Here is a 22,087-nt window from a genome sequence, read left to right on the forward strand (position 1 = left end):
GGAGGATAGACAAATGACAATTCGAACCTATCGGTTCGCGGCGCGCCTTTGCGCGCTCGGACTCGGCATTTCCCTGGCGTCCACCAGCGCCATTGCACAACAAGCCGGCGACAACGTCGTCAACCTCGGATGGTTTCACATCGCCCCGCAAGACTCCAGCAAGCCGATGACCACCAGCGTCACTCAGGAGGGTCTCACGCCTGCCCTGGTGCCGTCGAACTTCACTTCCCCCGGCAGCGGCGCGAAGGTCAGCAACGCCGATACGCTCGGGCTTGTCATTACCCACTTCTTCACCGACAACATCGCCTTGCAGACAGTGGCCGGTGTTCCCGCCAAATTCAAGCTCACGGGTCAGGGCGTGATCGCGCCGCCGGGCATCGCCGGCGCGCTCACGAGTATCGACCTAGGTGCGGCGCAAAACAACCCGATTGTGCAAAGCGTTCGCCAATGGAGTCCGGCGCTCGTGCTGCAGTATTACTTCGGACAAGCCAATTCGTCGTTGCGCCCTTTTCTGGGTGTCGGTGTGAGCTATACGTTCTTCACAAACGTCAGTCTCAATCCGAATTTCGAAGCGGCGCTAAATCAGAATTTCGGTAGCGTGCTCGCATTCACTTCCGGGCATAACGGGCCAACGAGCGTGGAAGCGAAATCGTCAGCGTCGTGGCAACCGGTTTTTAACGCAGGTCTTTCCTATTCCTTCGACAAACACTGGGTCGCTAGCGCATCGGTCTCCTACTTGCCGCTCAAGACCACCGCGAACATCAAGATCAAAGCGCAGGACGGAACGGTTCTCTCGTCCTCGGACGCCGAAATCAAGCTGAATCCGATTGTGACCTTCGTATCGCTCGGCTACAAGTTCTAAACTCAGTGTGCGGGACGTAAAATGCGTCCGGCATGTCGGACTCCGCAGTGAATTCCCAAAAGCGTGCCTGACATATAAGGGCACGCTTTTCTCTCGTCCAGCGCTTTTTTCTAGGGGCATTCCATGAGTCGATGCGTGGAAACAACACCTTTAGAGCGCAGCCTCCAGACTCTTGCTATCCGGCATTTTGCACGGTCGGCATAATGGCCCTGAATTTCATTTAACGGAATTCTCAACAATAAAGAATCTTGAGCAGGAGACGAATCGATGAAGTTGAAGCATTTGACAATTGCTGCCGCAGCCATGCTGACGGCATCGGGGGCCACCTTCGCACAGCAAGCTGGCGATAACGTTATCAACCTTGGCTGGTTCCATCTCTCGCCGCAGGTTTCGAGTAACCCCCTGAATGTAACGGGATCGAGCGTGCCCGGCCTGGCCAATGCGTTGAACAGCCGCCTGGGCAACACCGGCGCGCAGGTGGACGACGCCGACACGGTAGGCATCACGTTCGCCCACTTCTTCACCGACAACATCGCTGTGGAAGCCGTGGTTGGTGTTCCGCCGAAGTTCCGCCTGTACGGTCAGGGTAGCCTCGCATTGCCGGGTGGGGGCGCGCTCGCCTCGGCCAAACAATGGAGCCCCGCGCTGTTGCTGAAGTACTACTTCGGCCAGGCAAACGACACGTGGCGTCCGTTCCTGGGTATCGGGGCCAGCTACTTCTTCTACTCGAACATCGAACTCACGCCGGGCTTCCAGTCGCTGGCCAGCAATGCGCTAACCCTCGGCCCCGGCGGCAACACGACGGCAAGTCTGACCAATTCCTGGGCCCCGGTCTTCAACGCCGGTATCAACTACAACATGGACAAGCACTGGACGCTGGCTTTCTCCGTGTCGTACATCCCGGTCAGCACGACGGCCAAGCTGACCACGACTCGCGGTCCGATCACGACGACCAGCGAAGCCAAGGTCCGACTGAACCCGGTGGTGACGTTCCTGTCGCTGGGTTATCGCTTCTAACCAGCCTCGACGCATCGAAAGACGCGTCGAGTGGTTCCAAAAACGCCGCATCGCGCGGCGTTTTTTCGTTTCTGGCAGCAACGTAGGCGTCTTCTCACACGATCTTCAGCAAACGCGCCGCAACTTTCTTTCTTCCTCCACTCTCTGAAGGTGTACGCACGCGAACTGCCGCGCCATAATGGCCGTTCGCCTCAGGGTTCCACCGGCGTCGACCCAACCAGGGTGCATCGAACGCCGCATTTCAATATCACCTTTTGGGAGTCTGAAAATGGGAATTGCCTCGAAAGCGGAAACGGCACTCAATAGTGGTCTGGAAGATGCGCGCTATGCCGGCCGGCGTGCGGCGCGCGCAGCGCGTCTGGCAAACGGCGATGTGGCGGCGCGTGTGCGCGATCTGCTGGACGATCTTGACCACGCCCTCTCCAACGCCAAGTCGGCATCGGACGTTGAGGCCCTGCGCGCCGAAATCGGCGACAAACTCCGGCAGGCGCGCAGCGACTTCGGCGATGCGCGTGCCAACCTGCGCCGCCGCGCCAACGAAGTCTGGGAGGAAGCCGACGGCTACGTGCACGAACGCCCGTGGCAGACCGTGGGCACCGTGGCCGCCGTGGCACTGGTACTCGGTTTCATCGCGGGACGCAGCTAATCGTTCCCGGCAAGGCGTTGCACACGTCCGGGTTTTCCGTCTGACGAAACGATCCAGGTTCTCGTCGGCACGGCCAGAATGAAAGCAGCCGGCAAATGCCGGCTGCTTCGTTTTATTCCCTCACCCGAGCCTCAAAGCGTCGGCTCGATCGTGAAGAGCCTGCGATATTCCTTGATGGCGTAACGATCCGTCATTCCAGCGACGTAGTGCGCGATCCAGCGCGGCTGATCCTCGGCATTCCCGGCGCGGTAATTCGGTGGCAGCAAGCGGGGATCGGCAAGGAAAGCATCGAACAGCTCCTGAACGATGCGCTGCGCTTTCGCGGCCATGCGCATGACAAGGTAGTGCCGATACAGGTTATCGAACAGGAACCGCTTGAGGTGTCCTGCCTGCTCGCGCATCTCGCTGCTGAAAGCCACCAGCGGCCCGGCGCCGCGCACGTCATCCATCGAGGACGGCGAAGCGTCCGCGACGCGTTGGCGAGTGGTCGTAATCAGGTCGACGATCAATGCGTTGATGATCCGTCGCGTTGTTTCATGCACCAGCCGCCGGCCGGAAATTTCCGGCCATGCCAACCGTGCTTCGGCGCAGTAACGCTTCCAGAGCGGTACGTCGTCAAGCTGATCGAGCGACAGCAAACCTGAGCGCACGCCGTCGTCGATATCGTGATTGTTGTACGCGATCTCGTCGGCGAGATTGGCAATCTGCGCCTCGATGCCGGGCTGGCGTCCCTTGAGGAAACGTTCGCCAAGCTCGCCCAAGCCTCTCGCATTGGCGCGAGAGCAATGCTTGAGAATGCCTTCGCGGGTCTCGAAACAGAGGTTCAGACCGTTAAAGCCGCCGTAATGCTCCTCGAGTTCGTCGACAACGATCAGGCTTTGCAAATTGTGCTCGAACCCGCCGTGGTCCTGCATGCAGGCGTTGAGCGCGTCCTGTCCGGCGTGGCCGAAGGGGGTGTGCCCCAGGTCATGCGCCAACGCAATCGCCTCGATGAGATCTTCGTTGACACGCAGATTCCTCGCGATCGACCGGCCAATCTGCGCGACTTCCAGACTGTGCGTCAGACGCGTACGGAACAGATCGCCCTCGTGATTCACAAAGACTTGCGTCTTGTATTCGAGCCGGCGAAATGCGGTCGAATGAATGATGCGGTCGCGGTCGCGCTGAAAATCCGTGCGCGTCGTGGATACCGGTTCCTTGAACCGCCGCCCGCGTGACGCGCTGGAGCGCGCCGCGTAAGGGGCAAGCGACGCTTCGTAATCGATCATCGCCAGCCCTCCGTCCTCAAGTGTTGGCGCGCAAGGTAGCGCGAAGTTCGGCGTCCGGAACGCTCGTCATGAACGCCTGCCCCAGCCGGTTAAGCAGCACGAAGCGGATGTCCCCACCTTCCGCCTTCTTGTCGACCCGCATCAGATCGATATAGCGATCTTCCCCGAGGTCCGGCCCCTTCACCGGCAGCCTGGCCGCCGTGACCAGCGCCTTGATACGCGACACGAGGGCTTCGTCGATGAAGCCCAACCGCGCCGACAGATCGGCAGCCATCACCATACCGCATCCCACGGCTTCGCCATGCAACCATTCGCCGTAGCCAAGCCCGGCTTCGATGGCATGACCGAACGTGTGGCCGAAATTCAGCGTGGCACGCAGGCCTTGTTCACGTTCGTCGCTGGCGACGACTTGTGCCTTGATCTCGCAGGAACGCTGCACCGCATAGGAAAGCGCCGCCGTATCGCGGGCATTCAACGCATCGATATTCGCTTCGATCCAGTCGAAGTATTTCTCATCGGCAATCGCGCCGTGCTTGATGACTTCTGCCATCCCGGCTGCCAACTCACGCTCAGGCAGCGTGGACAACGTGCCAATGTCGGCGAGTACCGCACTCGGCTGCCAAAACGCCCCGATCATGTTTTTGCCGAGCGGATGGTTGATGCCCGTCTTGCCGCCGACGGACGAATCTACCTGCGCGAGCAACGTTGTCGGCACTTGCACGAAGGGAACCCCCCGCATATAGCAGGCGGCAGCAAACCCCGTCATGTCGCCGACGACACCGCCGCCCAGCGCGATGAGCGTGGCCTTGCGGTCCGCCTGCGCCCCCAGCAGGGCATCGAAAATCAGATTGAGCGTCTGCCAGTTCTTGTGTGCTTCTCCATCGGGTAGCGCAGCGGTGACCACGCGTTTCCCGAGTCGCTGCAGCGTTGCCGCGACACGCTCCGCGTAAAGCGGGGCAACGGTCGTGTTTGTCACGATCACGGCGTGCGTGCCACGCACATGCGGCGCGAACAGGGCTTCCTGCGTGAGCAGGTCGGTACCGATGTGAATGGGATAGGCGCGCTCGCCGAGATCAAGTTTGAGGGTAATCATGCCGCTTGTTGTCATGTTGAGCGATATCGACGGAGTCAGCGAGGAAGCGTATCGGGTGCGGGTGCCGCAGGTGTCGCCTGCGGCGCATCCTCGCGACCGGCTTGCGCCGGATCCCCGCCGTTGCCGCCCGCCGGCCCTGTCATGTCGTGCGCAACATCGTGCGCGACGTCGTGAGTCTCGACTCGCGCCCCCTCAGCGGTGTCGGGCACGTCGTGCGACACCTCGGTGTTGCTGGGTACGATCCCTGCCATTTCCAGTTGCATCAGCACCATGTTGACGAGCGCATTGACGCTCGGCCGACCGGTCTCGATGACAAAGGTCGCGCATTCGCGATATAGCGCGTCGCGCTCCTGAAACAACTGCTCGAGACGCGCTCGCGGGTCTGCGGTTTGCAGTAACGGACGGTTCTTGTCGCGACGCGTGCGCAGCCAGAGATCGTGCGGATTGGCGCGCAGATACACGACGGTGCCCCGCGACTTGATGTTCTCGCGATTTTCGGCGCGCAGCACCGCGCCCCCGCCGGTCGCGAGTACGATGCCACTGCGCTGGGTGAGTTCGTCGATGGTCTGGGCTTCGCGCTGACGGAAGCCGTCCTCGCCTTCGTGTTCGAAGATGACCGGAATGCGCACACCCGTGCGCGCTTCGATCTCATGGTCGGAGTCATAGAACTGTCGTCCTAGACGTCGTGCCACTGCGCGTCCAACCGTGGTCTTGCCCGCCCCCATCAATCCGACAAGTATTACGTTTTCCAGCATAAATCGCTGATATTTGGGTTCCAGCCCCTGATGATACCGGGATATGCGTCGGGCGTGCGGAACGCGTCGCCTCAGGCCCCCTCCCCAGTCAGCCGGGGATGGCCAAGCAGCCGGACGTTTGGCGACGATTCGAGGCGCGTTGCCGGTGACGTCCCTGTGGCTGGCGGGATGCTGGCCGCTCGGGGGGAGTTCGGGGTTTCGCCCCGTGCAGACACCTGCCCCCACGCCAGCTCATTCCCCCCATCCACCGCGCCACCCGGGCTCGACGGGCCAGCTTTCGTGCCCATGCCCACGCTCAAGGCTGAATGCCTCGCAGGCTCGGCAATATCTTCCTCATGCTTACCCTCAGGCACCACGCTGGGCGTGAGAAACACCAGCAGTTCGGTACGACGGTCGTCGTTGGCTCGATTACGGAACAACGCCCCGAGCAAAGGCACATTCCCCAACCATGGCACGCTGGCATGGCTGTCGCGGCGCTCTTCCTGGTAGATCCCGCCGATAGCCACGGTCCCGCCGTTCTCGACCTGGACCTGCGTCTTGACGTGCCGGGTGTCCACCGCAAAGCCCTCGGCCACGGCGTGCCCAATGCTGTCCTTGCGCACGTCGACATCCAGGATCACCTGACCATCGGGCGTGATCAGCGGCGTCACTTCGAGCTTCAGCGTGGCCTTGCGAAATTGGACGGAAGTCACGTTGCGACGAACGCTGCGGGTCTGGTACGGCAACTCCGTACCCTGCTCGATGACGGCCTGAATCTTGTCCGCCGTAACCACGCGCGGCCGGGAAACGACGCGCCCGCGCCCGGTCGTCTCGAGCGCCGACAGCTCCAATTGCAGAAAACGCGTCGCCGAGCGACCGAATAACGTGATGGCCAGACTGGGCGGCGTGACGCCTGCCAGCGCCGCCGCAGACAGCCCAACGTCGAGCGCATGGCCTTGCGACTTTCCGTCGCCCTGATGCGTGTCGCCGTTGCCGGACGAATTGCCTGCCGCCGGTCGGATGTCCGCCTTCTGCCCACGATCTCCCCGCTCGTCGTATCCCGCCAGCCGGACGCCGAGCGACTCACTGAACCGATCATCGGCCTCAACGATGCGCGCTTCGATCAGCACCTGCCGCACAGGTACGTCGATCCGCGCAACGAACGAAGCCAGCGCATCGAGTTTTTCCGGTAGGTCGGTCACGAATAATTGGTTCGTTCGCGGATCGGCGATCAGACTGCCTCGCGAGGACAACAGCCGCTGCCCCTTACGGTCTTTCTCGCCCATGATGATCTCCCGCAACGCCAACGCCCTAGGGTAGTTCAGCGTGAAGCGCCGACTGACCAGCGGCAGCAACGCCTCGCGCTTTGCCGCAGCCTCCAGTTGCGTCTGCTCGTCGGCCAGCAGGTCGGTTCGCGGGGCGATCCAGTCGACACCCTTCAGGGATTGGACGCCGAGGCCGGCACTCCGGATCATCACGTCGAACGCCGTAGCCGTAGAGACACACCGCACCTCCATGTCGAGACGCCCCGCAACGCGCTCGCCAATCACCACGCTCCGCCCGGTCAGACGCGCGAATGCCCGCAGCGCATCGACCACGTCGACACCATGGAGCGTGATATCAACGCACGGCGCTTGCGCTCCCGCTGTCCCTTGCCGTAAAGGCTCCTCTTGCCATGTCGCGGACAATCCGGTCGTTGTCGTGCGTCGCAGCGTGACTTGACGCGATCCCGCACGCATCGATCCGACCGGATTCCCATCGTCGTCCGATGCCTGCTGCGGCCCGGAAGGTGTCATCGTCACCGCGTCTTGCGCGGAATGACGTGTGAGCGGCGTGCGAAAGACGTCATTCGTGTCTTCGGGCATGCGCCAGCGCGACGCAGGCGCCGGCAACGCCGGCAAAGGCTGCGCTACGGGCGCACCGGGCAGATCTGAGGGTCGCTGCCACAGGTAGGCAGCCACCGTGACGGTCAGTCCGGCATCGCCCGCACCTGTCACGCCCGACGATCCCCATCCGGGTCCCTGAAGCGACAGGTGCTCGACGGCCACATGACGCGGCACACTGTCAATCTCGGCAAGCCAGCCAAGCAAGTTCGAGACGGGTCCCCTGACGCGGATTTCCGCCCGTTCGATCACGATATCGTCCGCTAACGCCGACGGCCCCGCTCGGGCCATCTCCAACGTCAGGCCCGCGCGAGCAACGAGATACTCAAGATCGGCACGCCACGCCGAATCCGCGTCATTCGCGGAATCGGGCAGCGAAGCCTCGGACTGGCCCGTTGCCGGAGCGTCGTCGCCCTCGCCTTTCGCGGCAAGCGGCAACAAACGCCGCCAGGCCGTCGACTCGGTTTCCGCCTCTTGAAGCGCCGCCATCAGGACGGGCAATCGACGCGCAGCTTCGTTAGCGCTATCCAACGTCTGCTGCTCGACGCCGAGATCCTTCTGCAAAGTCGCGCGCGCGGGCAAGCCCACCAGCCACCAGACCGACCACGCTATCGCAAGACCCATCAGCCAGGCGAGACTTGCCAGCGCCCACCGCACCGATCGCGTCCATTCGACTGGAGACACCGACCGCCACACCGCCCGCCGCGCGCGCCAACGGGCCGCCACGTCGTGAAAAATGTCGCGGACATCCTCCGGCGGAGGTTGCTCACCGTACATCTGGCACCTCCTCTCTCAATGCAACGCCGGCATCCGCATTGACCGCGAGTGCGATCGGTTTGGCGTCCACTTTCCATTCGATACGCAGCGTGAATCGCCGGATGTTCGGCGCCAGTGCCTGCCCCGCAGCGCTCACCCACTGACGTCTGACGCTCTCCGGGACGACACTCGATTCGACTTCCGCCACTTTGCGCACCCACGGTAATGCTCTCAAACGCTTCTGTGTTTCCCGCACTCGCGATTGCGTCGTCGCATAGCCTTCGACACGGAGCTGAGCGTCGCCCGTCGTCACCGCAGTCAATCGCACGCCGTCGGCGCAGGCACGCATGATGTCCAGCAATCGGTAAGCGACGGGTTGCCGCCGTTCGACCAGCGCGACGGCGGCCCGGCGATGAGCATGCATGACCGCGAGTTCGCGTCCCGTGATGTCGAACGCCGTCAACGTTGCGCTCAACTTGTCGCTGGCTACGCGTAACGCCGCCAATTGCGCCAGTGCCTCGCGACGCACGTGAATGTCGCGGACAATCGGCACAAGCGACGCCAGCGCGCCGAACGCCGCCACGCACGCCCACACGCGGCATTGCCGCCGAAAGTCGCGCTGCCGTCGCTGAGCCAGCGTGGGAAGGAAATCGAGCGGCGGCATTTCCATACTCATTCGCATGCCACCCCCTGTATCGACATGGCACGCAGTGCCAGCCCGCAAGGCACGGCAAGCGATGTGCGTTGCGCAAACGTCTGACGCCTTGGCCCGGCCGCACCCGGTACCTCAAAGCGCCGTAGCGGATCGAACGGCCTCACCGGTATGCCACACGCCGCACCCAAGGCGTCGCAGATCGCCACGAGTCCACCGGGACTCGCGCCCTGTGCCGCCACGTACATGACGCTGGGACCAACCGGCAGCTTGCCAGCCAACTCTCGCACAACGCTTGCCAACGCATCAGGATGCGCGCCGACGCCATCGAATCGCTCTCGCGCGTCGGCGACACAAGTGTCCGAGGCGAATACCGACAGGTCGAGATCGTGAGCATCCACCTGCAGCAGCGCCTTAGGCGTACCGGCTCGCTCGGGCGTACTCGCATCACCATCTGCCGGCCACGCCCATCGGAACGCTCTGCGCCCCGCCTCGTGCGCTGCGTCGATCGCATGCACTCGAAGTCCCGACATTTCGAGCACGGCGACGCGGTCATCCACCAATTCGGCCTCACAGGCGTACAACCGCAGCCGGTGATTGCCCGGGTCGGCCCACGTCACACCCACACGATTGCGCAAATCGGGGTCGCCATCCCCAGGCAACAGCAAGGCGGCGCGCCGCTCGCACCAGGCGCGCAACGCACGCGCCGGAAGGTCCGCCGGATAATCGACGACCTGCGTTTTGAGCCCGTGCGCAGGTAGGGCGAGCACGATGGTGTCATCACGTAAATCCGTGGCGCTGATGCCGATTCGTTCCAGTAGCTCTTCCAGACGACGGGCTGCCGCCTCCGGCTTGGCGATCAACGCACCGCGCAGCATGTCATCCTCCAAAATGGCCGACCCGTAGCCGGCCAGACGCAATCGCGCTAGCCCGGCCACACGCGTCAGGCGAACGAAATGCAGGCCGCCAGCGTCAAAATAAATACCGCAACCCCCACCCCCGGCCCGCGGCAACACCGCCGAAAATTGACTGCCGATGTGGCGCGCACCGCGCAAGACCGCTTCGATCATGACGTCCTCCCGTCTCTCTTCTTGTCGATGTGATCGATGCTATCCAGCGCAACGAGGCTGCCCAATCGGACCAGTCCGAATCCACGCGTCGACGAGGTAAGCGAAATGCGCTTTAGGAATTCACGCCACTTTTTCTTCGTCCGATTCCTAGAACCCGTAGGCCTGAACCCTGATTTCGAGGGGTGGCAACGGGAGGTTGCGGGGCGTTCGTTATAATCGGCCCATCGATTTTTCCGGTTCCCCCATGGCAAGCACACCCCAAACTGAGACACCCCGCGACAAGCGCCCGCCCAAGCCGCGCCGCTCCATCTGGCTGCGCCTCGCGCTTTGGTTCGCCGGCCTGATGGCCGCGATGGTCGTCTGTGGCGCGTTGCTCGTGGGGTACATCCTGGTGGTGATGACGCCACAGTTGCCGTCGCTCGACACGATCGTCGACTACCGGCCCAAGATCCCGTTGCGCATTTACACCGCCGATGAAATCCAGATCGGCGAGTTCGGTGAGGAGCGTCGGAATCTGGTGCACTTCGCCGATATTCCGGACGTCATGAAGAAGGCGGTGATCGCCATCGAAGACGACCGCTTCTATCAACACGGCGGGGTCGACTTCATCGGCATTTTCCGCGCGGGCGTCGCGAACTTCACGCGCGGCGGATCCTCGCAGGGCGCCAGTACGATCACGATGCAGGTCGCGCGCAACTTCTTCCTGTCGAGCGAGAAGACCTACACACGCAAGATTTACGAAGCGCTGCTCGCCTACAAGATCGAGTCGCGCCTCACGAAGGATCAGATTCTCGAGCTATACATGAATCAGATCTATCTCGGAGAACGCGCCTACGGCTTCGCCAGTGCGGCACGGGTCTACTTCGGCAAGGATCTGAAGGACATCACGCTCGCTGAAGCCGCCATGCTCGCCGGACTGCCGAAGGCACCGTCGGCATATAACCCGATCGTCAACTACAAGCGCGCTCGCGTGCGTCAGGAGTACATCCTCAAGCGGATGTACGACCTCGGGTACATCACAAAGGCCGAATACGATCAGGCCATCGCACAGGAGCTGGTAGTGCGCGGGCTGGGCAGCGAGTTCAGCGTGCATGCAGGGTACGTTGCGGAAATGGTTCGCCAGTTGCTCTACGCCCAGTTCAAGGACGAGATCTACACGCGTGGCTTCAACGTCTACACGACGATCAATTCCGCCGATCAGGAGGCCGCCTACGAGGCGTTGCGCGCCGGCGTCATGGCCTACGAATTGCGTCATGGCTATCGCGGCCCGGAGGCCAATATCGATCTGCCGGACGATCAGGACGAGCGCGAACAATTGATCGACGACACGCTGGTCGAGCATCCGGACAGTGGCGATATGGTTGCCGCCGTGGTGCTTTCCGCTTCGCCCCAGCAGGTCAAGGCCGTGCTGCTGAACGGCGACGACGTTACCGTGACCGGCGACGGCCTGCGCTTTGCTGCGGCCGGTTTGAATGCAAAAGCCCAGCCGAAACAAAAGATTCGCCGGGGTTCGGTGATTCGTGTGAAAAAGGACGCGAAGGAAAACTGGCAAATCGTGCAGATGCCGGATATCGAAGCGGCGTTCGTATCGCTCGACCCCCAGAACGGCGCGATTCGATCGCTGGTCGGTGGCTTCGACTTCAACCGGAACAAGTTCAACCACGTCACGCAAGCGTGGCGTCAACCAGGGTCGAGCTTCAAGCCATTCATCTACTCGGCGGCCCTTGAGAAGGGCTTTGCGCCGGCGACCATCATTAATGATGGCCCGCTGTACTTCACGGCGGCACAGACGGGGGGGCAGCCCTGGGAGCCGAAGAACTACGGCGGCGGCTTCGAAGGCCCGATGCCGATGCGCGTTGCGCTGATGCGCTCACGCAACCTCGTGTCCATCCGGATCCTGCAAAGCATCACGCCGGGCTATGCGCAGAAGTTCATCGGACGATTCGGCTTCGAGGCCGATAAGCATCCGGCCTATCTGCCGATGGCGCTGGGTGCGGGGATGGTCACGCCGCTGCAAATGGCGAGCGCCTATGCCGTGTTTGCCAATGGCGGCTTCCGCGTGAATCCATTCATCGTGGCGCGCATTACCGACTCGAAGGGTAACGTCGTCATGGAGGAAAAGCCCTCCATAGCGGGCGACGAGACGATCCGGGCCATTCCGGCACGCAATGCGTTCATCATGAATTCGATGTTGCACGACGTCGCGACGCGCGGCACCGCAGCCAAGACCAACGCGCTCAAGCGCAGCGATCTGGCTGGCAAGACGGGGACGACAAACGATTCGCACGATGCCTGGTTCGCCGGCTATCAGTCGCAACTGGTGGGCGTGGCGTGGATCGGCTTCGATCAGCCGCGCAATCTGGGCGATCGAGAAACAGGCGGCGGTCTGGCACTGCCGATCTGGATCGACTACATGTCGAAGGCCTTGCGCGGTGTACCGGAATCAACGCGAACGATGCCGCAGGGCATCATTCAGGCGAATGGCGATTACTTCTACGATGACTATCCGCCGGGACGCGCGGTGAGTACGGTTGGCCTGAGCGCGGATACCGCGCCGGACGGGTCGGCGGCGCCGGGTCCGTCGGGGGGATCGCTGCCGGGTCAGATACCGGCGCAATCGAATCCGGCACCCGCACCGGTGGATCGGCAGGAGCGTCAGCGCATTCTGGACATGTTCAACGGCAAGCCCTGACGGGGGTCGTCCGGGCCGGTGGCCCGGAAACGCCGCGCGGCGCTGCGCCTCCAGTCACGCTGGAGCCCTGCGCCGCGATTCTTTTGTCAACCGGCCTGCAATGTCACCGCCTCGCCCGCCTGTTGCGACGCAAAACGCGACAGTGCTTCGAATAGTTCGGAATCGTCGCGGGTGTCACGCCATTCGTCGCCCTTCAGGCGGTAGTGGAAACCGCCCGAGCGCGCGGCCACCCAGATTTCGCTCATCGGCGTTTGCAGGTTGACGATGATCTTGCTGCCGTCTTCGAATTCGAGCGTCAGGACGTTGCCCGTACGTTCGCAGTCGATATCCACGTCGCTACCCTCGACGGCCACCTCCACCTGCGCCAGCACTGCCTCGGCGAGCGCCAGGAATTCACTTTCCGTCATGCTAAACTCCACGCTTTGCGTCATCGTTCGCATGCCGCACCACGCGGCGATACCCCCAATGACTGCACCTATTCGAACCTGCGCGATTGTAGCCTCGATTACCCTTTTGAGCGTGTTGGCTGGCTGCGGTCAGGCCGGGCCGCTGTACTATCCTGCCCCTCCGGTGAAACCGGCGCCGCCGCCAGGTACACCGCTGCCGCCGCCGCCACTCGTGCCCGAGCCTCAGCGTGGGCCGTCTGTCGACGTGCCCTCGGCCGCATCGGTGCCGGCAGCCAAGCCGGAATAAGCAGGATCAGGCCTGAAGCCCTCCGCTTTGCCAGCGTGCCCTAGTTGATTACCGAGTTTTTGCGATGTCCGACGCCATCTTCTCCTACCGCGACGACGTACTCCACGCCGAGAACGTTGCCCTGCCCGTCCTCGCCGAGCGTTTCGGCACGCCGCTCTATGTCTATTCGAAAGCGGCCCTGACGAACGCCTATCAGGCGTACGCCAAGGCGTGCGAAGGCCGCAACGCCGCCGTGCACTACGCCGCCAAGGCCAACTCGAACCTCGCCGTGCTCGGCGTGTTCGCCAAGCTCGGCGCCGGCTTCGATATCGTGTCGGCCGGTGAACTCGCCCGCGTCATCGCAGCAGGAGGCGACCCGAAGCGTGCCGTGTTCTCGGGCGTCGGCAAACATGCGGACGAGATGCGCTACGCGCTGGAAAAGGATGTCTTCTGCTTCAACGTGGAATCGCGTCCGGAACTCGATCGCCTCAACGAAGTGGCCGGACAAGCCGGCAAGCGCGCCCGCGTGTCGCTCCGCGTGAATCCGAATGTCGATGCCAAGACGCACCCGTACATCTCCACGGGTCTGCGCGGCAATAAGTTCGGCGTGGCCTACGAAGAAGCCTTCGACGCCTATCGCACCGCCGCCGCAATGCCAAACCTCGAAGTCGTTGGCATCGACTGCCATATCGGCTCGCAAATCACGGAAATTTCGCCGTATCTCGACGCTACTGACAAGGTCCTCGATCTCGTCGAAAAACTCGAAACCGCAGGCATCTCACTGCATCACATCGACGTTGGCGGCGGCCTGGGCATCACCTATACGGACGAGACGCCGCCGGACATCACGGCATTCGCCACCACGCTGCTCGATCACATCGCCAAGCGCGGTCATGGCCATCGTCAGGTGTTGTTCGAACCGGGCCGCTCGCTCGTCGGTAACGCCGGTGTGCTGCTTACGCGCGTGGAATTCCTCAAGCACGGCGAGACGAAGAATTTCGCCATCGTCGACGCGGCGATGAACGATCTGGCGCGTCCGGCAATGTACGAGGCGTATCACGCGATCGATCCGGTTGCGCGTCGCGCAACCGATGCCGTGACTTATGACGTGGTGGGCCCCGTGTGCGAAAGCGGCGACTGGCTCGGCCGCGACCGTGCATTGGCGATTGTCCCGGGCGATCTGCTCGCGATCCGCTCGGCGGGCGCCTACGGCTTCGCGATGAGTTCCAACTACAACACGCGTCCGCGCGCCGCCGAAGTCATGGTCGACGGCGACCAGGCCTACCTCGTGCGCGAACGTGAAACGGTCGAGTCGCTGTTCGCCGGCGAACGGTTGCTGCCCGGTAACGCCTGACGCCACTGCCTGCGAAGCGCCCAGATCAGACGGGCGCCGAGCAGGCCAGCCACCACGATCGCATAGATCGCCGGCTGGGCGAGATCGTTCTTGCCCGCCTTCATCCACCAGTAGTGCAGGATCGCCAGCACGGCAATCGCATAGATCACGCGATGCAGCCGCTGCCAGCGCCTCCCGCCCATGCGTCGCGCCATCGCGTACGGCGACGTGAGCGCCAGCGGCACCATCAGCACGAACGCCGCAAAACCCACGGTAATGAACGGGCGCTTGCCCGACACGTCGCGCAGAATGCTTGCCCAATCGAACCACTGATCCAGCCAGAAATACGTCGTGAAATGCAGCGCGCCGTAGAAAAACGCAAACAGCCCGAGCATGCGGCGCAAGCGCAGTAACCATGGCTGCCCCAACACGCGACGCACCGGCGTGATCGCGAGCGTGATGCAAAGCATGACCAGCGTCCAGGTGCCTGTCGAACGCGTAATGAACTCGACCGGGTTCGCGCCAAGCCGATCGGTCAACCCGTAGACGCCAAGTCGTAGCAACGGCACCATCGCCAGCAGGAAGACGGCCGCTTTGGCCCACGGCAGCCAACGCGGCACGGGGGGCGAATGTTTCGCGGCACGGGCGGCGCCAGCGGCAGCGCCGGGCACTTCCCTCGAATTGGATGGCGTCGTCGGCACGCGCTGTCGGCTCAGAAGAATTTGCGCAGATCCATGCCCTGATACAGGCTGGCGACTTGCTCACCGTAGCCGTTGAACATCAACGTCTTGCGCTTGGGCGTGAAAATACCGCCGTCGCCGATGCGCCGCTCGGTCGCCTGACTCCAGCGCGGATGATCGACACCGGGATTCACGTTGGAATAGAAACCGTACTCGTCCGGCGCGGCACGATTCCAGCTCGTCAGCGGCATTTTCTCGACGAAACGGATCTTCACGATGGATTTGGCGCTCTTGAACCCATACTTCCACGGCACCACCATCCGCACCGGTGCGCCGTTCTGGTTCGGCAGCACCTCGCCGTACAGGCCGAACGTCAGAAGCGAAAGCGGATGCATCGCCTCATCCATCCGCAGGCCCTCGACGTACGGCCAACTGAGCACAGGGTATGACAGCCCCGGCATCTGTTTCGGATCGGCCAGGGTGACAAATTCCACGTACTTCGCGTTGCCCGTTGGCTGCACCTGCTTGATGAGTTCGGCGAGCGAATAGCCAATCCATGGAATTACCATCGACCAGCCCTCGACACACCGGTGGCGATAGACACGCTCCTCGAGCGGTGCGAGCTTGAGCAGCGCATCGATGTCGTAGACCTTCGGCTGTTTCACCTCGCCCTCGATCGCAATCTGCCACGGGCGCAGCTTGAGCGTGCTTGCCCGGCGTGCCGGATCGGATTTGTCGGTGCCGAACTCGTAGAAGTTGTTGTAGGTGGTGACGTCCTTGATGTCGGTCGGCTTGTCGGTAATCACGTAGCGCGTGTTACGCGTCGACGTCAGTTTTGCGAGGCCGGTGCCGGGGCTATCGGCTGCGAACGCGAAACGTTGCGGCAGTACGCCGAGGGCCGCACCGCCCAACCCCGTCAATCCGACACCGGAAGCGCGCAAAAAGCGCCGCCGTCCGGTGACGACCTCGCGAGGCGTGATGCTGCTCGCCGGAATGTCAGCACCGCGCAAACGCGATCTGCTCGTACTCATGATTCGCCTCCCTGACCAGCCCGGTCTGCCTCTGTTGCTCATTTCACCAAATTGCGTACGCCACTGTCGATTGAGACTGACGCTCCGGCGACGCCGTTCCCGCCACCACGTTGCGGGCAATCATACGGCACGATGAAAAAAGCCGCCGGCACCTGAGCGCGGCGGCTTTCCGAGTGGGCCCCGATGCGCAGACCCGCGTCAGAGCTGTCCGTAGCTGTGCAGCCCCGAGAGGAACATGTTCACCCCGAGGAACGCGAACGTCGTGATCAGCAGACCGGTCAGCGACCACCACGCCGCCACCACACCACGCAGCCCCTTCATCAGACGCATGTGCAGCCACGCGGCGTAGTTCAGCCAGACGATCAGCGCCCACGTCTCCTTCGGGTCCCAACTCCAGTAACCGCCCCATGCGTCGGCAGCCCACAATGCGCCGAGAATCGTGGCGATCGTGAAGAAAGCGAAGCCCACGGCGATGGCCTTGTACATCACGTCGTCGAGCAATTCGAGCGACGGCAGGCGCGACGAGAAGAAACCGCTGTCGAGCGGCTTGCCGGCCACTGCCAGACGCTGGTTTTCGCCCGACTTGAGCAGATACGCAACCGCGACCATCGCGGCGAGGGCGAACGTGCCGTAACCGATGAAGTTCGCCGGCACGTGGATCTTCATCCACCAGCTTTGCAGCGCCGGCACCAGCGGCTGGATCTCGTAGGCGCTGCGCGCCACGCTGTACCAGAGGTTGAAACCGACGGCCGCGCTGATGACGAGCAGCACGAACGGTCCGAGCGAGCGCGTTTCATAGCGACGCTCGTAGTACAGGTAGAACAGCGCCGTGATCAGGCAGAAGAGCACGAAGACTTCGTACAGGTTCGAGATCGGAATGTGGCCGACGTCGGCCCCCACCAGATACGACTCGTACCAGCGCACCATCATGCCGGTGAAGCCAAGCAGCACCGCCGCCCAGCACAATGACGAGCCCACGCTCGCACCGAACGGCGAACGGGCGAGCAGACCGCCCCAGTAGAAAAGCGTCGCCAGGAAGAACAGCGCGCTCATCCACAGGATGGCCGACTGACTCGAGAGGAAGTACTTGAGGAAGAACGCCTGATCGGCCCGCGCCAAATCATGGTGATACAAGCCGATGCCCGCGAGCGCGAGAATGGCGATCCCGGCCATCAGCCAGCGCACCGATCGCCAATGCCAGCCGAGTAGCGCGAAGGTGGGTACGGCGAGCACCAGAATCGTGTGCTCGTAGTAATCCATGTAATGGCCGTAGCGGTTGAGGGCAAAGCCCGCACCGATCGCCAGCGCCAGTGCGAACAGCCAGTCGCCGATACTGCGCTGGCGCAGCCAGGAGACATCCGAATAGCTTTGCGATAACTCCATCTGTCTCACCTTCATCGTTTCGTGACGATCTCGTCCATCTCCGCCTTCGTGCGGGCGAATTCCTTTTCGAAATCCAGTGTGCGGCGTGTCGTCGAGACCGCCATCAATACCGAACTGCCACCGTCCGGCGTGTCTTTGAGCCACATCCACAGACGCCGCTCGCGTACATAGAACATCGAGAAGATGCCGAGTACCAGCAGCAAGCTGCCAAGATACACGATCTTCTTGCCCGGCGAGCGTGTGAGTTGGAAGACGCTCGCCTGGATTTGCTCGAACGAATCGAGTTGCAGGAAGACCGGGGCGTCGTACAGGAAGTTGTCGGACAGCGCGTTGGTGGCCGTATGCACGAAGCGCTCGCTCTCCGGCGAGGGCGCCATGGCCGGTTGCCCGGCCTGTTCACGAGCGACCTGCCACAATTGCCAGACCGTACCGTCGAGAATGCGGCGGAACATGTCCGCTGCGCTGGATTGCTGCTCCTGCGGCACCTTTTCGTTCACGAACTCCGCAATCGCCTGCAAGCCGCCCTTCGTCTGGCTCGTTTTGCTTGCCGGAATCACACCGGCAAACAGATCCAGTTCGCGCTTGGCGCTCTCTTGCAACTGACCGCGAAGCGCCGCCGAGGTCTGCGCCGGCAGCGATTGTGCAGCGAAGCGGCGAGCGGCCTCGGCACGTGCGCCATCGTCCTGAAGAGCGGCACGCAGCAGCATCCATTGCTTGACGGAGCCGTCCTCGTCCGCCGGAATGCGCAGGTACTGGAACGGACCGTCCGGCGTGTCACGCACCCCCGTCATGAAGACACGCTCGCCGTCTCCCACCAGAATCGGCAGCATGTAGTTGCGGTACTCCTTCGCCTGTCCGCTGCGATCGCGCACCTTGTATTGCACCGAGGGGCCGACGTTGTGCAGATCCTTGCTCAGATCGGTGCGGGCGCCCGAGCCGAGTTGCGCGCTCAGGTCATCGCGCAACGACTTGCGAGCCACACCGCGCACATCGCGCTCGCCGCCGCCATTGCTGATGTTCTCGACGTTGATCGCCCGGAAGTCGCTGAACTCCACGGTGTATTCGTCCTTGCCCGCGGCGCCGCCACGCAGTTGCGTCGAGCCACCCACGTCGCCCGAGAACGCGAACGTCCGGTCAGACGCGCCGTGCATGGGGTAACCGGTCAGCTTCAGTTTGCTGCCGCCGTCCTCGAAGCTCGATTGATAGATCGCCACGCCCTTGAAGATGAACGGCTCGTTGACCTTCACCGTCGCGTCCGTCATCTTGCCGGTCTCGGGGTCGGTGACCACGATGTCGCTCGCGAAAAGCTTCGGCATGCCCGTCGAGTAGTAGTCGACGTGGAATTTCTTCAGTTCGATGGCGAACGGCAGATCCTGCACAACCGAGCCATCCTGAAAATTCAGGATGGCCGTGGTCGATTTACCGCCCTCCGGCACGAACGCGTAGCCGCGGAACGCCGGATTGCTCGACGAGAGGCGATGCGTCTCCGGAATCTGCGAGATCACCGCGTTGCCCTGCAGCGGCGACTTGCCGAACAGCAGCATCTGGGCACGGATCAGCAGATCGCTGTCGACCAGCCCGCCCAGGCAAATGATGACGATGGCACTATGCGCGAAGATGTAGCCGATCTTGTTGATCGCGCCCGCCTTGGCCGCGACGAGCGTCGCGTTATCGCGCTCGCGCACAACGAAACGGTAGCCATGGCGTCCGAGATAGCTCGTGAGGCGCGGCAGCAGGTCACCACGCGGCGTCGGCCCGGTGAATTCGGCCTTGTGACCGAAAGCGCGCAGGCTGCCCTCGCGCACGTGATCGCGCCAACTGCGAATGTCCGCGATCATCTTCGGCGCATTGCGCACGACGCACAGCGTCGTCGACGCCATCAGGAAGAACAGAATCAGCAGGAACCACCACGAGCTGTACACGGTGTACAGGCCGAGCGAACGGAAAACGTCGGCCCAGAATGGACCAAACTGATTGACGTAGTTGGGATACGGGTCGCCCTGCTTGAGCACGGTGCCAACGATGCTGGCAATGGCGAGCACGGTCAGCAGGCTGATGGCAAAACGCATCGAACTGACCAGCTCGACACCATCGCGCACCCATCGTTGCGCGCCCTTGATCTGAATTCCGGAGGTACTGATGCTCATCCTGTTTCCGACAACAAAAAAGGGCGGGGACGCGTTTCTCACGCGCCCGCCACCCTGTGTATGCTAAACCAGATCGATCCGGTCGCTCTGCGGCGCCGCTGCTGGTTTCGTTATAAGTCAGCGAATATACCCTGACGTTCATATGGTGTCAGGGCAGGGGCTGCCGATCAGCGCAAACCGGCGATGTAATCCGCGACTGCCTTGATTTCCTTGTCCGACAAACGCGAGGCCACGGTGTGCATGGGGGCGTTGTTCTTGCGGGTCTCATCGCGAAACGCGACCAGTTGAGCTGCGGTGTAGTCTGCCCATTGGCCTGACAGACGCGGATACTGCGACGGCATACCGGCACCGGTGGGGCCGTGACAAGAAGCGCACGCGGGCACCCCCTTCTCGGCCAGACCGCCGCGATAGATCTTCTCGCCCAGCGGCACGGTGTCCTTGTTGCGCGCGACGCCCGGCTTCGCGGTCTGCGAGGCGAAATAGGCAGACACGTTGCGCATGTCCTGTTCGGACAGTGCCGCGACCATGCCGGCCATGATGGCGTTGTTACGCGCGGGCGTTTTGCCGGGTTGCGCCTTGAAGTCGACGAGCTGTTTGTCCAGATACTCGGCGTGCTGGCCGGCGAGCTTCGGATAAGCGCCACCAGTACTATTGCCGTCTGCCGCGTGGCACGCGGCGCAGACCTGACTGGCAATCGCCTGTCCCCGGTTCAGGTCTGGCTTGGCAGGCGCCTGAGGCTCGGCGGCTTGTCCTGCACCGCTCAGAAGAAAGCATGCCAGCGCCAACGGTGTTGCAGCGAGAGACTTCCACACTCCTCGGTTCATTCGCACACCTTATATCTGTTTTGTCGGGAAATCGGTCGTTCGAACTCACCGTCCGACGCCGTGTTTCTCCTCCAACCTCACGGCGCGCGAGACGTTCGGGCAAGCCTTGGCAAGGCCAAGGTTAACTTTCATATTGTACAATAAAGTCTTTCCCCGACTTTAGGGGATTTCCATGTAGAAGGCCGCAGAACGGGGCTCCCCGGCCTGTCGCCGGTGGGCATCAAACTCACCGTTTTTGCGCCCCTGCACCCGCGTTGCGGCCCGATCCCTGTGGCTGCGGCGCTCCCCGGTTTCCGTCATGTCCCTACTTCATCAAGCCCGCTTCTTCACGACCGTCAATCATCTGCGCGATCTGCCGCCTACGGCCGTGCCCGAGGTCGCCTTCGCGGGACGCTCGAACGCGGGTAAGTCCAGCGCACTCAACATCCTCTGCAACCAGAAGCGGCTGGCCTTCTCGAGCAAGACGCCGGGACGTACGCAGCACATCAACTACTTCGAGATCGCTCACCTCGAACACCTGTACGGTTATCTTGTCGATTTGCCGGGTTATGGCTACGCGGAAGTCGGCGGTGGCGTGAAGGTTCACTGGCAGCAGCTTCTCGGCGACTATCTGGTGCAGCGTCCGCAGTTGCGCGGCCTCGTGCTCGTCATGGACTCGCGCCGGCCGTTCACCGACCTCGATTGCGAACTGATCAACTGGTTCATGCCGACGGGCCGCCCCATCCATGTGCTGCTGACCAAAGCGGACAAACTCACGCGTCAGGATGCGACTGTCGTATTGCGCGACACGCAAAAACGCCTGGCTGCGCTGCCTCGCACCGACGGACTGCCGTCCGACGATCCCGCGACGCCGCCGCAGTTCACGGCCCAGTTGTTCTCGTCGCTAAAGCGCACCGGTGTCGATGCAGCACAGAGCATGCTAGAAGCATGGCTCGCCATTCCGGCGCGCAACACCGCCAAGAAATGAGCTTGTCCGGGCCCCCTCGCTCACTGGGGGGCAGGCGCATCCTTGTCCGCAATCCTCAGTTCCGCGAACGACACCTCGGCACAACCGCAAGGCAGCATTGCATCAAACTGCCAAGGTAGACGGCGGACATGCCCAACGGGCGCGACAAATCGTCGCGGCGAGCCGCTTGGCGATTCGTGGAGTCATCGAGAATTGGTGAGCGCACGTGACGGCGTAGCGTCCCCTCAGCCGAACGGATGAGGCCGTTTGAATCGGCCGGGAAGCCTGATTGTCCGGGGCTTTGCCGTAACGATTCTCGCGCACATAAAAAAACCGCCGTGTAGGCACGGCGGGTTCAAATAAGCCTTATCGTAGAACGACAGGCGCCCGCTCAGGGA

18 protein-coding genes and 1 pseudogene are annotated in these 22,087 nt (G+C 62.5%); 7 read left to right on the forward strand and 12 right to left on the reverse strand.

Features of this window, described 5'->3' with window-relative positions; all coding sequences use genetic code 11:
* Positions 1–13 precede the first annotated feature (13 nt).
* The 3 genes from PCO31110_RS21255 to PCO31110_RS21265 all read left to right on the forward strand — a co-directional run bounded on the left by PCO31110_RS21255 (position 14) and on the right by PCO31110_RS21265 (position 2,525).
* Positions 14–862: an OmpW/AlkL family protein gene (locus PCO31110_RS21255; RefSeq protein WP_010808149.1), complete on the forward strand. Its 849-nt coding sequence runs from the start codon at positions 14–16 to the stop codon at positions 860–862.
* Positions 863–1,129: 267 nt separating this feature from the next.
* Positions 1,130–1,879: an OmpW/AlkL family protein gene (locus PCO31110_RS21260; protein ID WP_010808148.1), complete on the forward strand. Its 750-nt coding sequence runs from the start codon at positions 1,130–1,132 to the stop codon at positions 1,877–1,879.
* Positions 1,880–2,147: 268 nt separating this feature from the next.
* Entirely contained in the window at positions 2,148–2,525 is a 378-nt protein-coding gene (locus tag PCO31110_RS21265) for an ElaB/YgaM/YqjD family protein (RefSeq protein ID WP_010808147.1), read from the forward strand.
* 131 nt (positions 2,526–2,656) lie between these two features.
* Here PCO31110_RS21265 and PCO31110_RS21270 read toward each other — a convergent pair whose 3' ends face one another.
* The 6 genes and pseudogenes from PCO31110_RS21270 to pilM form a co-directional block, all read right to left on the reverse strand.
* Complete coding sequence (locus PCO31110_RS21270; protein ID WP_010808146.1) at positions 2,657–3,793, reverse strand: deoxyguanosinetriphosphate triphosphohydrolase; 1,137 nt, start codon at positions 3,791–3,793, stop codon at positions 2,657–2,659.
* A 16-nt stretch (positions 3,794–3,809) separates the two neighbouring features.
* Positions 3,810–4,886 carry a 3-dehydroquinate synthase gene (aroB, locus tag PCO31110_RS21275; RefSeq protein WP_150691315.1) on the reverse strand — a complete coding sequence of 359 codons (1,077 nt, stop codon included), beginning with the start codon at positions 4,884–4,886 and terminating at the stop codon, positions 3,810–3,812.
* 236 nt (positions 4,887–5,122) lie between these two features.
* A pseudogene (locus tag PCO31110_RS21280) lies at positions 5,123–5,641 on the reverse strand (shikimate kinase); the annotation flags it as partial.
* A gap of 71 nt (positions 5,642–5,712) precedes the next feature.
* Positions 5,713–8,187, reverse strand: a complete 2,475-nt coding sequence (gene pilQ / locus PCO31110_RS21285) for a type IV pilus secretin PilQ (RefSeq protein WP_174979687.1) — start codon at positions 8,185–8,187, stop codon at positions 5,713–5,715.
* A gap of 82 nt (positions 8,188–8,269) precedes the next feature.
* On the reverse strand, positions 8,270–8,923 hold the full coding sequence (locus PCO31110_RS21290; RefSeq protein ID WP_150691318.1) for a PilN domain-containing protein: 654 nt from the start codon (positions 8,921–8,923) through the stop codon (positions 8,270–8,272).
* 8 nt (positions 8,924–8,931) lie between these two features.
* Positions 8,932–9,981, reverse strand: coding sequence for a type IV pilus biogenesis protein PilM (gene pilM, locus PCO31110_RS21295; RefSeq protein ID WP_150691319.1), 1,050 nt, complete (start codon positions 9,979–9,981; stop codon positions 8,932–8,934).
* A gap of 244 nt (positions 9,982–10,225) precedes the next feature.
* On the opposite strand from pilM, the gene PCO31110_RS21300 reads away from it, so the two are divergent.
* Complete coding sequence (locus tag PCO31110_RS21300; protein ID WP_010804098.1) at positions 10,226–12,673, forward strand: penicillin-binding protein 1A; 2,448 nt, start codon at positions 10,226–10,228, stop codon at positions 12,671–12,673.
* An 86-nt stretch (positions 12,674–12,759) separates the two neighbouring features.
* On the opposite strand, the gene cyaY is transcribed toward PCO31110_RS21300, so the two are convergent.
* Entirely contained in the window at positions 12,760–13,080 is a 321-nt protein-coding gene (gene cyaY / locus PCO31110_RS21305) for an iron donor protein CyaY (RefSeq protein ID WP_150691320.1), read from the reverse strand.
* Between the two features lie 58 nt (positions 13,081–13,138).
* Between cyaY and lptM the strand changes: the two genes are divergently transcribed.
* A complete protein-coding gene (gene lptM, locus PCO31110_RS26300; RefSeq protein ID WP_370855845.1) occupies positions 13,139–13,366 on the forward strand; it encodes an LPS translocon maturation chaperone LptM in 228 nt (75 codons plus the stop codon).
* 64 nt (positions 13,367–13,430) lie between these two features.
* The gene (gene lysA, locus PCO31110_RS21310) at positions 13,431–14,699 is read left to right on the forward strand and encodes a diaminopimelate decarboxylase (RefSeq protein WP_150691321.1); all 1,269 of its coding nucleotides are present in this window, start codon (positions 13,431–13,433) and stop codon (positions 14,697–14,699) included.
* Here the strand turns inward: lysA and msrQ are convergent.
* The 5 genes from msrQ to PCO31110_RS21335 all read right to left on the reverse strand — a co-directional run bounded on the left by msrQ (position 14,627) and on the right by PCO31110_RS21335 (position 20,743).
* The gene (gene msrQ / locus PCO31110_RS21315; protein WP_150691322.1) at positions 14,627–15,379 is read right to left on the reverse strand and encodes a protein-methionine-sulfoxide reductase heme-binding subunit MsrQ; all 753 of its coding nucleotides are present in this window, start codon (positions 15,377–15,379) and stop codon (positions 14,627–14,629) included. The two genes, lysA and msrQ, sit on opposite strands and share 73 nt — an antisense overlap.
* Before the next feature lie 11 nt (positions 15,380–15,390).
* A complete protein-coding gene (msrP, locus tag PCO31110_RS21320; protein ID WP_010804102.1) occupies positions 15,391–16,389 on the reverse strand; it encodes a protein-methionine-sulfoxide reductase catalytic subunit MsrP in 999 nt (332 codons plus the stop codon).
* Positions 16,390–16,587: 198 nt separating this feature from the next.
* Positions 16,588–17,772, reverse strand: coding sequence for a c-type cytochrome biogenesis protein CcsB (gene ccsB / locus PCO31110_RS21325; protein WP_036664066.1), 1,185 nt, complete (start codon positions 17,770–17,772; stop codon positions 16,588–16,590).
* Between the two features lie 11 nt (positions 17,773–17,783).
* Positions 17,784–19,919 (reverse strand): cytochrome c biogenesis protein ResB, encoded by a 2,136-nt coding sequence (locus tag PCO31110_RS21330; protein ID WP_246189927.1) that lies wholly within the window; start codon positions 19,917–19,919, stop codon positions 17,784–17,786.
* Positions 19,920–20,086: 167 nt separating this feature from the next.
* Positions 20,087–20,743, reverse strand: a complete 657-nt coding sequence (locus tag PCO31110_RS21335; RefSeq protein WP_036664047.1) for a c-type cytochrome — start codon at positions 20,741–20,743, stop codon at positions 20,087–20,089.
* A 298-nt stretch (positions 20,744–21,041) separates the two neighbouring features.
* Between PCO31110_RS21335 and yihA the strand changes: the two genes are divergently transcribed.
* On the forward strand, positions 21,042–21,710 hold the full coding sequence (gene yihA, locus PCO31110_RS21340; protein ID WP_010804106.1) for a ribosome biogenesis GTP-binding protein YihA/YsxC: 669 nt from the start codon (positions 21,042–21,044) through the stop codon (positions 21,708–21,710).
* Positions 21,711–22,087: the final 377 nt, after the last annotated feature.

The sequence above is a fragment of the Pandoraea communis genome (assembly GCF_902459745.1).
Lineage (GTDB): Bacteria > Pseudomonadota > Gammaproteobacteria > Burkholderiales > Burkholderiaceae > Pandoraea > Pandoraea communis.